Consider the following 14,263-nt stretch of genomic DNA (forward strand, 5'->3'; position numbering starts at 1 on the left):
TGTTGTATCCGCTTTCTGATATTGGTATGATGAAATCAAGAAACAGATGGTACTATTATGACATTTGATGATCATACTTTCATCTTAACGCCAACAAGTATCAATAAAAACAAGAAGGGGGAAACATTTAAAACAAAAGTTTTAAAAGATAGGAAGTAAAAAAATAGTCAGGAGTTCAAAATATGGATTGAATGATACTGACAAAAGGTAAAACAAGGAGGAAGGAAAAAATGATACAACATCCACGTATCGGGATTCGTCCTACGATCGATGGCCGTCGTCAAGGGGTTCGCGAATCTTTAGAAGTACAAACAATGAATATGGCCAAAAGTGTAGCAGCTTTGCTAGAATCAACATTGAAATATCCAGACGGACAACCTGTTGAATGTGTGATTTCACCATCAACAATTGGACGTGTACCAGAAGCTGCAGCTTCACATGAATTGTTCAAAAAGTCAAACGTTTGTGCAACAATCACAGTAACTCCATGTTGGTGTTATGGTAGTGAAACAATGGATATGTCGCCAGATATTCCACATGCTATTTGGGGATTCAATGGAACAGAAAGACCAGGAGCTGTATATTTAGCAGCCGTTCTTGCTTCTCATGCTCAAAAAGGAATTCCAGCATTTGGTATTTATGGTAAAGATGTTCAAGAAGCATCTACAACAGAAATTCCAGAAGATGTAAGAGAAAAACTTTTACGTTATGCACGAGCAGCACTTGCTACAGGATTAATGAGAGACACAGCTTACTTATCAATGGGTAGTGTTTCAATGGGTATTGGTGGTTCAATCGTAAATCCTGATTTCTTCCAAGAATATTTAGGAATGCGTAATGAATCAGTGGATATGACAGAATTTACTCGTCGTATCGACCGTGGTATTTATGACCATGAAGAATTTGAACGAGCTCTAGCTTGGGTAAAAGAAAATATTAAAGAAGGTTTTGACCGTAACCGTGAAGATTTAGTATTAAGTCGTGAAGAAAAAGATAAACAATGGGAATTTGTTATCAAAATGTTCATGATTGGTCGTGACTTAATGATTGGTAACCCACGCTTAGCTGAACTTGGTTTCGAAGAAGAAGCTGTTGGTCACTATGCTTTAGTTGGTGGATTCCAAGGCCAACGCCAATGGACAGACCACTTTCCTAATGGGGACTTTATGGAAACATTCTTAAACACTCAATTTGACTGGAATGGTATCCGTCGTCCTTACATTTTCGCTACAGAAAATGATGCATTAAATGGTGTATCAATGTTATTTAACTACTTATTAACGAATACACCACAAATTTTTGCAGACGTTCGTACTTACTGGAGTCCAGATGCAGTTGAACGTGTAACAGGACATAAATTAGAAGGCCATGCTGAAAATGGATTCTTACACTTAATTAACTCAGGTTCTTGTACTTTAGATGGAACAGGTCAAGCTACTCGTGATGGAGAAGCTGTTATGAAACCATTCTGGGAATTAACACAAGATGAAGTAGATGCAATGCTTGAAAATACTGATTTCCCAGCAGCAAACAGAGAATACTTCCGTGGTGGCGGTTACTCAACTCGCTTCTTAACAAAAGGAAATATGCCTGTAACAATGGTTCGCTTAAACTTATTAAAAGGTGTAGGACCAGTATTACAAATCGCTGAAGGTTACACATTAGAGTTACCAGAAGATGTTCATCATACATTAGACAATCGTACAGATCCAGGTTGGCCAACAACATGGTTTGCTCCTCGCTTAACAGGAAAAGGCGCGTTCAAGTCTGTATATGATGTAATGAACAACTGGGGTGCTAACCACGGTGCAATCACTTATGGACATATTGGAGCAGATTTAATTACATTAGCTTCTATGCTACGTATTCCAGTAAATATGCACAATATAGATGAAAAAGATATTTTCAGACCGAAAAATTGGTCATTATTTGGAACAGAAGATTTAGAATCAGCTGATTACCGTGCTTGTCAATTATTAGGTCCAATTCATAAATAAAAGAGGTAACTAGAATGACAAAGACAATTATTTTAGCCTGCGTTGGCGGATTAACAACAAGTATGTTAGTAGAGAGAATTCATGAAGTAATTTATCGTGATAAATTAGATTATTCATTCTACTCTGTAGGGATTACAGGTGTTGATAATTTAAAAAATGTAGATGTTCTACTATTATCACCTCAATTAGCTTATCTTGAAGAAAAAGCTAAAGCTAATCTTGATATTCCAGTTGCAGTTATTTCAGAGGAAGATTTTGAAAATATGCGCGGAGAAGAAGTTCTTAAACAAGGTATTGATTTATTAGGATAAGCTTATGAATGATACTAAAAAAGCAGAAACAGGACGATTGATGCAACTCATAGTAAAAAGTAGTAAAGTGACAACTTTAGCAATGCAATCCATGAAGAGTGCTCTTGCAGGTGATATATCATCTGCAAGAGAGTTACTCGATGAAGCGAAAGTTAAAGGAGTAGAAGCTCACAATATTCAAACAGAAATGATTCAACTAGAGATTAAAGGAGAAGCAAGTACTCCAACATTACTAGCTGTACATGCACAAGATCATTTTATGAATAGTCACTTACTCGTTGAGATGGTTGGTATTATCGTTGAACAACAAGTGCAAATGAAAGCGCTCCAAGAGCGCGTTATCAAACTGGAACAGGTAGGTGAAACGCATGAGTAATCCAGTTATTCTTGAAATGAAGGGAATCGTAAAAAGCTTTGGACCAGTAAAAGCCTTAAAAGGTGTAGATTTCGACTTAAGAACTGGTGAAGTACACGCCCTAATGGGTGAAAATGGTGCAGGAAAATCCACATTAATGAAAGTTTTAACAGGAATTTATAAACCGAATGAAGGAACGATTCACTATAACGGAAAACAAGTGGAATATTCAAAACCAAAAGAAGCAATGGATGATGGTATTGTTATTGTTCACCAAGAATTAAATATGATGAATGATTTAACAGTAGCACAAAATATTTTCATTGGTCGTGAAGAAATTAGTCAAGGTTTATTTATTGATGATAATACTGCGAATAAAAAGGCAAAAGAATTATTCAACTTGTTAAAACTGGATATTAATCCACAAGAAAAAGTGGGTCATTTAACAGTTGGAAAACAACAAATGGTTGAAATTGCAAAAGCGTTATCGATGGATGCTAAAGTTATCGTATTCGATGAACCAACTGCAGCTTTAACAGAATCAGAAATCAATGAATTGTTCGCGATTATTGATGATTTACGTCAAAAAGGTGTAGGAATCACTTATATTTCTCACCGTATGGATGAAATTGCTCGTATTACTGACCGAGTAACAGTTATGCGTGATGGTGAATATGTCGGTACAGTAAATACAAAAGATACAACTAAAGATGAAATTATTGCGATGATGGTAGGACGTGCAATTTATGAAGATCCAAAAGCAGCATCAGCTGTGCCAGAAGATGCACCAGTAGTCTTAGAAGTAGAACATTTAAATGCAGGAAGCACTGTAAAAGATGTAAGTTTTGTATTAAGAAAAGGCGAAATCTTAGGCTTCTCTGGTTTAATGGGGGCAGGTCGTACAGAAGTAGCTCGTTTACTATTCGGTGCGGATAAAAAAGACAGCGGTACTATTAAGATTAACGGAAAAGAAGTGGATATTAAATCACCTCAAGATGCTATTCGTGAAGGTATTGGATATTTGTCTGAAGACCGCAAACGTTATGGATGTATTGTGGATATGACAATTGCTAATAATACAGTAATGACAAACTTAGATAAGTATGTACATGGGGGGTTAATTAATGATGCAGAAATTGTTACAGCAAGTGATAAATTTGTTAAATCATTAAGAACAAAAACACCATCCTCAAAACAATTAGTTCGTAATTTGTCAGGTGGTAATCAACAAAAAGTTGTTATCGCGAAATGGTTAGAACAAGATAGTGATATCTTAATCTTTGATGAACCAACTCGAGGAATTGACGTTGGGGCAAAAAGTGAGATTTATACATTAATGAACGAGCTAGTTGCTCAAGGAAAATCAATCATTATGATTTCTTCAGAATTAACAGAAATACTACGTATGAGTGACCGTATTGTTGTTATGTGTGAAGGTCGTAAAACAGGAGAACTTGACATTAGTCAAGCAACACAAGAACGTATCTTAGCTTTAGCTACAGATCGATAATTGAAGAGGGGTATAAATATGGAAGAGAAAAACTCCATCTGGACTAAACTAGTAAAAACAGTTGGGCTACAAAAATTAATCGCAATAATCGCATTGATTGTTATTTTTGGATTTTTTGCAATCTCAAGTGAATCATTCCGTTCATTTGATACAGCAGTTAGCATCTTAGATGCATCTTATTACATTGGGTTTTTAGCTATTGGGGTAACATTCGTTATTATCACTGGTGGGATTGACTTATCTATCGGTACTGTAATGATGTGTGCTGCTATTACTGGTGGTGTGCTCCATACAAAAATGGGTTGGCCTTTATGGTTAGCGCTTTTAGCAATTTTAGTGATTGGAGGTGTATTCGGATTATTCAACGGAGTATTAATTGCGAGATTTGGTTTGCCACCATTCATTGCAACACTTGGTACAATGATGATTTCACGTGGTTTAAGTTCAATCATTTCTAATGTACAAAGTATTACATTCCCATTACGTGGAACAGGTGAAGGTTGGTATAAAGACCTATTCAGAACGCAAGATAACTTCCCGACAGGGTTGATTGTACTGATTGTTGTAGCATTGTTAGCAGCAGTTGTATTAAATAAAACAAAAGTTGGGCGTTACATTTTCGCAATTGGTTCTAATAAAGAAGCTACAAGACTTTCTGGGGTTAATGTTATCAAATGGGAAGGTACAGCGTATGTTATTAGTGGATTATTAGCTGGTTTAGCTGGTATCGCATATGCGGCAACTTACTCAACAATTCTTCCTGGTACTGGTAACGGTATGGAACTTGACGCAATCGCAGGGGTAGTAGTCGGTGGTACTTCATTAGCCGGTGGTGTTGGTTCAGTAATTGGTACAATTATTGGGGTATTCATTATGTCAGTATTGAAAATTGGTTTACCATATATCGACTTACAACCACACTATCAATTATTCATCACAGGATTTGTAGTAATTGTAGCGGTTTACTCTGATATTTTAATCCGTCAAAACAAGAAAAAATAAGTGTTAAAAAGCATTGAGTGTTTCAAAATTTTAGTATACATCCAAAAAGGATAAATAAAAGGAGAGAAATCTTATGAAAAAATCATTGAAATTTGCAATTGCCACTTTTGCTTGTGCTTCTGCTATCTTAGCAGGCTGTTCATCAAAATCAGGTGGTGGATCAGCATCAGGTTCAAAAGGTGGAGATTTTAAAGTAGAAGTAATTGCGAAAGGTTTCCAACATGACTTTTGGAAAGCAGTTAACAAAGGTGCTTCAAAAGCAGCAGATGAATTAGGTGCTAAAATTACATTCGTAGGACCACAAAATGAAACAGCGATTGCTGAACAATTAGAACAATTAAACAACGCAATCAACAAAAATCCAAAAGCTATTGCATTAGCAGCTTTAGATACAGAAGCTGAATTAGATGCAATTAAACAAGCTCAAAGCAAAAATATTCCAATTATCGGGTTTGACTCAGGGGTACCTGGTGCACCAGAAGGAGCTATTAAAGCAACAGCTTCAACTGACAACCACGCTGCTGGGGGAAATGCTGCAGAAAACTTATTCAAATTATTAGAAAGCAAAGTTGGAGATAAAAAAGCTCGTATAGGGGTTGTTTCTCAAGAAGTAAACTCTCTATCAATCACTCAAAGAACAAGTGGTTTTATTGATAAAATGGTTGAATTATTAGAGAAAAAAGGTATTAAAACAGCTGTAGTTGGACATGACAAATTCAAAAACAATGTTTCAGAAGCAGATGCAAAAGTTGTCATTGAAGTTCGTGTTCCTGCACAAGTAGACGATGCTGCTGGTAAAACAGAAGCTTCAACTGTATTAGAAAAAGAAGATACTATTGCAATTTATGGTTCAAATGAATTTGCTGCAAAAGCAATCATCAACGCAAACGGTGGTTTCAAAGAATCTAAATTAGGCAAAGATAAAATCTTAGCTGTTGGTTTTGACTCAGGTGCTTTACAACAAGACGCTATCCGTAAAGGTATCTTTGTAGGTTCAGTTACTCAAGACCCAGTTCAAATTGGTTACCAAGCTGTTAAATTAGCAATTGCTTCAGCTAAAGGTGAAACAGTTAAAGACGTAGATACAGGTTCTAAATGGTATGATGCTTCAAACATCGACAAAGAAGATATCAAAGCATTATTATATGAATAAAATTTAAAGAATTTGGAGGAAAAAGCATGAGCTTAATGAAAGTGTTAGCTATTGATTTAGGAGCAAGTTCAGGTCGTGTCATGCAAGCCGTTTATAATGGCAGCTCCCTCCAGTTATCAGAGGTTCATCGGTTCAAAAATGAGCCGGTGAATCTTAACGATGGATTGTATTGGAATTTGTTACACCTATTTGGTGAAATCAAACAAGGAATTAAAAAAGCTTCAAATGATTCTATTCCGATTCGTTCCATTTCTGTTGATACATGGGGAGTGGACTATGCATACTTAGATCACAATGGAGATTTGCTCTATCAACCGCATTGCTACAGAGATAATCGAATGGGGCGTTATGAGGAATCGTTCTATCAATTAATTTCAAAAAATGAATTATTTAAGAAAACAGGAGTTCAACCTGCAACGTTTAATACAATCTTGCAAATTTATTCAGATTTACAAGAAAAACCACAGCTAAAAGAAGTCGTACAAAGAGTTTTGTTTATCCCAGATTTAATTAATTACTTATTAGCGGGTGTTCTTGCAAACGAATATACAATCGCAAGTACAAGTGGGTTACTCGATGTATTCACACAAGATTTTTCAGAAGAAATTTTTGAAAAACTTGGAATTCCAACTAAATGGTTCTCATCACCAGTTAAAAATGGGGTAGTATTAAGAGATTTATCACCAAGAATTGTTCAAAAATTAAAAGTTGAACCGTTTAAAGTAATTGCAGGAGCTGGACATGATACAGCGGCAGCAGTTTTAGCAATTCCTTATGAAAATGAAAAAGGTACTGTATTTATTTCATGTGGTACTTGGTCTTTAGTAGGAATTGAATCTGATAAACCGGTGATTACGGATGAAGCATTTGAATCAGGTCTAACAAATGAAGGATGCTTCGATGGTAAATACAGATTACTTCAAAATACAACTGGCATGTGGATTATCCAAGAATTACAACGTGACTGGAGAAGTCAAGGTGAAGAAGTAAGCTTTGCTGAAATGGTACAATTAGCTGAAAAAGTAACGGATAATCAAACATGGATTTATCCAAACAATCCAGTATTTGCTTCACCAGGAGATATGGAAAGTAAAATTAAAGAGTTTTGTAAAGTAACAGGACAAGCTGTTCCTCAAACAAAAGGACATATTGTACGAATTGTAATTGAAAGTTTAGCATTAACTTATTTAGAAACAATTGAACAATTAGAAAACTTAACAAAACAAGAAATGACAACCGTACAAATGGTAGGTGGAGGAATCCAAAATAAATTATTGTGTCAAATTACTGCTAGCTTCACAAATCGTCTTGTTATTACAGGACCCGTGGAAGCAAGTGCATTAGGAAATATCCTTTCTCAATTATTGACACTAGAAGTGATTCATTCACGTCAAGAAGCAAAAAATCTAATTAAAGCTTCAGAAGATGTGACTCGTTATGAGCCTCAACCTGTTGAAGGATTTACAAATATTCAACAAAAATTCAAACAAATTAAGAAAGGAATTTCATCATGTTAAAACAAATTCCTAAAATTTTGAGTCCTGATTTAGTGGCATATTTAATGGAAATGGGTCATGGTGATGAGCTGGTAATCGCGGATGCGAATTTTCCAGCTCACCGCATTGGACAACGTGTTGTTCGTATGGACGGACATGGAGTTCCGGTAGCGTTAGAAGCAATTCTAAAATTATTACCATTAGACACTTATAGTTCTTATCAAGCAGGACTAATGCAAGTAGTGCCAGGAGATACAACAGTTCCAGTAATTTGGGATGAGTATAAAAAAATATTAGAAGAAAGTCATCCAGGTGCAGCGATTAAAGAATTTGAACGTTTTGAGTTTTATGATCAAGCCGAGAAAGCTTATCTAGTCATTCAAACGGGAGAAAGTGCCTTGTATGGCAATATTATTCTTAAAAAAGGCGTTTTATAAACACTAAAAAATACAAAAATTAATGAAACAAATTTAAGGGGAGAAATATTATGTCAACATTTTATGTACCAGCAATTAACTTAATCGGAAGAGGAGTAGTAAGTGAAATTGGTTCTTATGTAAAAGATTTAGGTTACAACAAGGCTTTATTAGTAACGGATAAATTTATCGAATCAAGTGAAATTCTTCCTAAAGTTACAAAACCTTTAGATGAAGCAGAAATTGATTATGTTGTATTCTCTGATGTAGAACCTAACCCAACTTGTAAAAACGTAACAGATGGTGTTAGCGCATTAAAAGAAAACAACTGTGACTTCATTATTAGTTTAGGTGGTGGATCTCCACAAGATGCTGCAAGCTGTATTTCAGTTATCGCAACAAATGGCGGAAAACCTCAAGATTATGAAGGATTACACAAATCAGCTAAAAAAGGTTTACCAGTAGTAGCTATCAATACTACAGCAGGTACTTCAGCAGAAATTACAATTAACTACGTTATTACTGACGAAGAACGTAAAGTTAAAATGGTAATGGTTGATAAAAATAGTTTAGCATTAATCTCAGTTAATGACCCAGAATTAATGGTTTCTAAACCAGCTCCATTAACTGCAGCAACAGGTATGGATGCTTTAACTCACGCTGTTGAAGCATTAGTAACACCAGGTGCTTATGGAGTAACTAAAAAATTATCAATTGGTGCAATTGAATTAATTAAAGAATACTTACCACGTGCTGTAAAAGACGGTCACGATATCGAAGCTCGTGAAGGAATGGTAAATGCTATCTTCTTAGGTGGTATGTCATTCAATAACGCAGGTTTAGGTTATGTACACTCAATGGCTCACCAATTAGGTGCTGTATACAAATTACCACACGGTGTATGCTGTGCAATGTTATTACCAGTTATTGAACGTGAAAATGCAAAACGTGTTCCAGCAGCATTCCGCGATGTAGCAAAAGCTTTAGGATTAGATCCAGCAGGTAAAACAGATGAAGAATGTGCGGCTTATGCAATTAAAGAAATTGAAACATTATCTGAAACAGTAGGTATTCCTAAAAAATTAACTGAATTAGGAATTGAAGAAAAAGATTTTGATTTCGAATATCTATCAAACAATGCATTAATTGATGCTTGTGCACCTGGTAACCCATTCATGCCAACATTAGAAGAAACAATTGCTTTCTATAAAGAATTATTCTAATGCATTGAAAATTTCAAATTGTAATGCCCCTTTTAAAGGGGCATTTTTTTAGTGCAAAGAAAAATTTGAAAACGTTTGAATTTCTACTTGTATTTTATTAAAACCTAGACTAGTATATAAGTATAATAGATTAAGGAGGCAATAGTATGATTGGATTAATTTTAACAGGACATGGGGAGTATGCAGTTGGTGTAGCTCATGCATTAGAAATGATTGCAGGGAAGCAAGAGGCATTTAAAGTAGTTCCATTTCGTGAAAGTGAACCGATGGAAACATTAGAACAAAATATGCGAACTGCAATAGAAGAATTACAAGAAACAACAGATGGAATTGTGGTTTATGCAGATTTATTAGGAGGAAGTCCTTTTAAAGCAGCTATGATGGCTTCAGTAGCGTTCGAAAATGTTGAAGTAGTAGTAGGGACTAATTTACCAATGTTAATTGAAATTGCAATGTTCCGTGAATTTGCGAGTGACGCAAAAGCGGTAGTAACACAAAGCTTAAGTGCTGGTAAAGAAGGAATTCAACATGTAGTATTACCAACAAAAGAAGAAAAAATTGAGAATGATGAGGAAGGAATTTAATTCTGATAAGTAGATAAACAATTTTAAAAATAAAGTAGTAATAATACCTATGTAAACATTTGAATGTGGTTATAATTTGTCTAATTATTTCTGGTTTACGAAGGTAATATTTTTTAAACTTAAAACTTAACGTGTTAACACTTTAATTTTTTCTTGAAACATAATTTATTTAGTGTTAGACTATATTAGAGAGCGTTACCAAAATCGGAATAGTTTTGGATGACAAATTGCTTTTATAAAAAATAAGGAGGATAACAATGGAAACAAGATATACACATAGTCCAGAGGATATCAGACATTATTCTACAGAACAATTGAGAAAGGAATTTTTAGTAGAAAAAGTTTTTGAACCAAATAAAGTGAAGTTAACATATACTCATAATGATCGTATGATTTTTGGTGGTATAATGCCGTTAGAAGAAAAATTAAGTATAGAATTATCTACTGAATTAGGGGGAGAGTATTTTCTTCAAAGACGTGAGATGGGTGTTATTAATATTGGAGGACCTGGTATTATAGAAATTGATGGAGTTTCTGAAAATATGGTAAAACAAGATGGATATTATATTGGAAAAGAAACAAAAGATATTACTTTTTCAAGTGTATCTTCAGAAAATCCAGCTAAATTTTATATTGTTTCAGTTCCGGCACATCATAAATACCCAAATAAAAAATTGAGTATTGAAAAGATTATTCCACTTTGTACGGGGGATTCCAGTACATTAAATCAAAGAAAGATTTATCAATATGTTCATCCTAATCAATGTGAAAGTTGTCAACTACAATTAGGATATACTGTACTTGAGCCAGGTAGTTCATGGAATACAATGCCATGCCATACACATGAACGTAGAATGGAAACATATCTTTATTTTGATATGGAACCTGATACAAGAGTGTTTCATTTTATGGGTACTCCACAAGAAACAAAACATTTAGTAATTGGGAACGAAGAGGCTTGTATTTCACCTAGTTGGTCAATTCACTCAGGAGTTGGTACTTCAAACTATACATTCATTTGGGGAATGGCGGGAGAAAATATTACCTATACGGATATGGATATGGTACCTATGCAAGAACTAAAATAGTGAGGTGTTAGATATGACAAATGAATTATTTTCATTAAAAGGGAAAGTTGCACTGGTAACTGGTGCAGTATATGGAATTGGATTTGCAATTGCAGAAGCCTTAGCAAGTGCAGGCGCAACTATAGTGTTTAATGACAGAAATAAAAGTGGCGTTGAAAAAGGTTTAGCTAACTATGCTGAAAAGGGAATCAAAGCATATGGATATGTTTGTGATGTTACTGATGAACCTGGCGTTCAAGAGATGGTTAGAAAAATCGAATCAGAAGTAGGTGTAATTGATATACTAGTTAATAATGCTGGTATTATCAAACGTATTCCAATGCATGAAATGTCAGCTGAGGATTTCCGACAAGTTATTGATGTAGATTTAAATGCTCCGTTTATTATGGCTAAAGCAGTGATTCCATCAATGATTCAAAATGGGGGAGGTAAGATTATCAATATCTGTTCGATGATGAGTGAGTTGGGACGTGAAACGGTTTCTGCGTATGCTGCTGCAAAAGGTGGGTTGAAGATGTTAACTCGTAATATTGCATCAGAATATGGTAGTTACAATATACAATGTAATGGGATTGGACCAGGATATATTGCAACACCTCAAACAGCCCCTCTTCGCGAAATTCAACCAGATGGAGAAAGACATCCATTTGATAAATTCATTATTGCAAAAACTCCGGCTGAACGATGGGGAGAAGCAGAGGATTTAAAAGGACCTGCAATCTTTTTAGCAAGTCATGCTAGCGATTTTGTAAATGGTCATATTTTGTATGTGGATGGTGGTATTTTAGCGTATATTGGAAAACAACCTTAATAATTCGATAAAAAACGAATTTCACAAGAACACCTCTTCGTAGTGTGGAGAGGTGTTTCGTTTTGTTTACTTCATAACATAAATTTGTTATGATTATCGTATCATAAAAAGATGGAAGTGTTAGTATTGTTGCCAAAATATGAAATTATAAAGCAAGATATTCTTAGGGAAATAGATGAAGGAAAATTCAAGCCGGGATCTAAGATTTATTCCGAAGGTGACTTAAAACGCATTTATAATGTTAGTAATACAACGGTTGTTAAAGCGTTAAACGATTTAGTAGCTGAAGGTTTCTTGATTCGTAAGCAAGGAGAAGGGACTTTTGTTCGTAAAAATATGTTACATCGGAAAGTAAGTTTTACTGAAAAATTAAAAAAGGTTTTGAATCCTAAGAAAAATTCTGAAAAATTTTGTACAGATATTCGTATTTGTAATGATTTAGATATTCGTACGAAATTTGATACTAGTGATCGCTTATACGAAATTATTCAAAAAGCGATGATTGATGAAATAATGTGGAAGATTCAAAAACGTTATGTACAAGCTTCAAATTTAAATGAAGCTTCCGTTAAAAGGATTGCACAAGGTGGAAGTGTTTCTAAGGAGCTTGCTCTAGAGAAAAATCTGGTAAATATGCCGATAACGATGACGATTGAATTTAAGGATATAGATGGTAGTGAAGCGGAGGAGCTTCAATCACGTTATGTTGTTCTCGTTAAAAAAACAATTTATTCAAGTTCAACGAAAGAACTCATTGAATATTCTGAAAGCTATATTCATCCAAGTTATTATGAAATAGAAATTACAGCTGAATAGATTAAAAAACTCTCAAAAATTGTACTGCACCCCAAAAGTTAGACATGAAAAATCTAACTTTTGGGGTGTTTTTTAATGAAATTAACTTATGAAGATAAAATAGAAATTTATCAACTAAGAAAACAAGGTGAAAGTTTAAAGAATCTTTCAAAGAAATACGATATTGCCGATTCTAATATTAAATACTTAGTTCGATTGATTGATCAATATGGAATAGAAATTGTTAAAAAAGAAAAAAATCGTTACTATTCACCAAAACTAAAGCAGGAAATAATGAATAAAGTTCTTTTAGAAGGTCGTTCACAAACAAGTGTGGCTATTGATTATGCACTTCCTAATCGTTCCCTACTTTCAAATTGGCTAGCACAATATAAGAAAAATGGGTATACTATTGTTGAGAAAACAAGAGGGAGACCAAATTCAATGGGACGTAAGCCAAAGAAAAAATTAGAAGAAATGACAGAATTAGAACATCTTGAATTAGAAAATCTATACTTAAAGGCGGAAATTGCTGTTCTAAAAAAGTTGAGGGAACTACGATTGAAGGAGGAAAAAGAGAAAGAAGAAAAACTGAAATTGTTCAAGAATTAATCAATGAATTTCCATTGGATATTCTTCTTAAAGTAATTAATTTAGCTCGTTCAACGTACTATTACCATTTAAAACAAATGAACCAACCGGATAAGGATCAACAGCTTAAAGATGAAATACAAGATATTTTTACAGAACATAAGGAAAACTATGGTTACCGTAGAATTCATTTAGAATTAAGAAATCGTGGCTTTAAAGTGAATCATAAGAAGGTACAACGCTTAATGAAAGCACTTGGTTTAATTGCCCGTATTCGTCGTAAACGCAAATATTATTCATACCAAGGAGATGTTGGAAAGAAATCAGATAATCTGATTCAACGTGATTTTGAAGGATCTAAACCAATGGAAAAATGTTACACAGATGTAACGGAGTTTGCCATTCCAAGTAGTGAACAGAAACTATATTTATCACCAGTCTTAGATGGATTTAACAGTGAAATTATTGCGTTCAATCTTTCTCGTTCACCTAACTTACATCAACTAAAGGCAATGTTAAACGAGGCATTTACAGATGAAAAATACAAAAATACTATTCTCCACAGTGACCAAGGTTGGCAATACCAGCATGATTCTTATCATCGATTTTTAGAAAGTAAAGATATAAAGCCGTCTATGTCACGTAAGGGGAACAGTGCAGATAATGGTATGATGGAATCTTTCTTTGGTATTTTGAAATCAGAAATGTTTTATGGATTTGAAAAAGAATTTAAGTCTCTTGAGGAATTAGAGAAAGCTATTATCGATTATATTGATTATTACAACAACAAACGTATAAAAATTAAACTGGATGGACTAAGTCCTGTAAATTACAGAATAACTCATTCAAACTCTGCTCGTATTGCTTAACTAGTAAATCTAATTGAAAGTTTAATAATATTTCCAAGAAAAAACGCGCCAAAAATTTTGGC

At 34.3% G+C, this 14,263-nt stretch carries 14 protein-coding genes; all 14 read left to right on the plus strand.

The annotated features are described in order from the left end of the window. Nucleotides 1–230: 230 nt before the first annotated feature. The 14 genes from LK443_RS04645 to LK443_RS04710 all read left to right on the plus strand — a co-directional run bounded on the left by LK443_RS04645 (nucleotide 231) and on the right by LK443_RS04710 (nucleotide 14,201). On the plus strand, nucleotides 231–1,997 hold the full coding sequence (locus LK443_RS04645; protein WP_227932396.1) for an L-fucose isomerase: 1,767 nt from the start codon (nucleotides 231–233) through the stop codon (nucleotides 1,995–1,997). Between the two features lie 14 nt (nucleotides 1,998–2,011). Beyond that, a complete protein-coding gene (locus LK443_RS04650; RefSeq protein ID WP_227932397.1) occupies nucleotides 2,012–2,308 on the plus strand; it encodes a PTS sugar transporter subunit IIB in 297 nt (98 codons plus the stop codon). Nucleotides 2,309–2,312: 4 nt separating this feature from the next. After that, nucleotides 2,313–2,684 (plus strand): PTS lactose/cellobiose transporter subunit IIA, encoded by a 372-nt coding sequence (locus LK443_RS04655; protein WP_227932398.1) that lies wholly within the window; start codon nucleotides 2,313–2,315, stop codon nucleotides 2,682–2,684. Further along, entirely contained in the window at nucleotides 2,677–4,173 is a 1,497-nt protein-coding gene (locus LK443_RS04660) for a sugar ABC transporter ATP-binding protein (protein ID WP_227932399.1), read from the plus strand. Before LK443_RS04655 ends, LK443_RS04660 begins: the two co-directional genes overlap by 8 nt. An 18-nt stretch (nucleotides 4,174–4,191) precedes the next feature. Continuing rightward, nucleotides 4,192–5,175: an ABC transporter permease gene (locus LK443_RS04665; protein ID WP_227932400.1), complete on the plus strand. Its 984-nt coding sequence runs from the start codon at nucleotides 4,192–4,194 to the stop codon at nucleotides 5,173–5,175. A gap of 73 nt (nucleotides 5,176–5,248) precedes the next feature. Next, nucleotides 5,249–6,328: an ABC transporter substrate-binding protein gene (locus LK443_RS04670; protein WP_227932401.1), complete on the plus strand. Its 1,080-nt coding sequence runs from the start codon at nucleotides 5,249–5,251 to the stop codon at nucleotides 6,326–6,328. A 26-nt stretch (nucleotides 6,329–6,354) separates the two neighbouring features. Then, entirely contained in the window at nucleotides 6,355–7,845 is a 1,491-nt protein-coding gene (locus tag LK443_RS04675) for a rhamnulokinase (RefSeq protein WP_227932402.1), read from the plus strand. After that, entirely contained in the window at nucleotides 7,839–8,261 is a 423-nt protein-coding gene (locus LK443_RS04680; RefSeq protein WP_227932403.1) for an RbsD/FucU family protein, read from the plus strand. The genes LK443_RS04675 and LK443_RS04680 overlap by 7 nt, the downstream gene beginning before the upstream one ends. A 50-nt stretch (nucleotides 8,262–8,311) precedes the next feature. Then, nucleotides 8,312–9,463, plus strand: a complete 1,152-nt coding sequence (locus LK443_RS04685; RefSeq protein ID WP_227932404.1) for an iron-containing alcohol dehydrogenase — start codon at nucleotides 8,312–8,314, stop codon at nucleotides 9,461–9,463. 146 nt (nucleotides 9,464–9,609) lie between these two features. Beyond that, complete coding sequence (gene agaF / locus LK443_RS04690) at nucleotides 9,610–10,047, plus strand: PTS galactosamine/N-acetylgalactosamine transporter subunit IIA (protein ID WP_227932405.1); 438 nt, start codon at nucleotides 9,610–9,612, stop codon at nucleotides 10,045–10,047. 257 nt (nucleotides 10,048–10,304) lie between these two features. Then, a complete protein-coding gene (gene kduI, locus LK443_RS04695) occupies nucleotides 10,305–11,135 on the plus strand; it encodes a 5-dehydro-4-deoxy-D-glucuronate isomerase (RefSeq protein ID WP_227932406.1) in 831 nt (276 codons plus the stop codon). 13 nt (nucleotides 11,136–11,148) lie between these two features. Continuing rightward, nucleotides 11,149–11,946 (plus strand): gluconate 5-dehydrogenase, encoded by a 798-nt coding sequence (locus LK443_RS04700; protein ID WP_227932407.1) that lies wholly within the window; start codon nucleotides 11,149–11,151, stop codon nucleotides 11,944–11,946. Nucleotides 11,947–12,057: 111 nt separating this feature from the next. Next, nucleotides 12,058–12,762 (plus strand): GntR family transcriptional regulator, encoded by a 705-nt coding sequence (locus LK443_RS04705; protein WP_227932408.1) that lies wholly within the window; start codon nucleotides 12,058–12,060, stop codon nucleotides 12,760–12,762. A gap of 75 nt (nucleotides 12,763–12,837) precedes the next feature. Continuing rightward, nucleotides 12,838–14,201 (plus strand): IS3 family transposase gene (locus LK443_RS04710; protein ID WP_227931110.1). Its coding sequence is split into 2 segments (ribosomal slippage): nucleotides 12,838–13,279 and nucleotides 13,279–14,201, totalling 1,365 coding nucleotides; the frame shifts between segments, so codons are not numbered across the junction. Nucleotides 14,202–14,263 lie beyond the last annotated feature (62 nt).

It is taken from the genome of Granulicatella elegans (assembly GCF_020735385.1).
Taxonomy (GTDB): Bacteria; Bacillota; Bacilli; order Lactobacillales; family Aerococcaceae; genus Granulicatella; species Granulicatella elegans_B.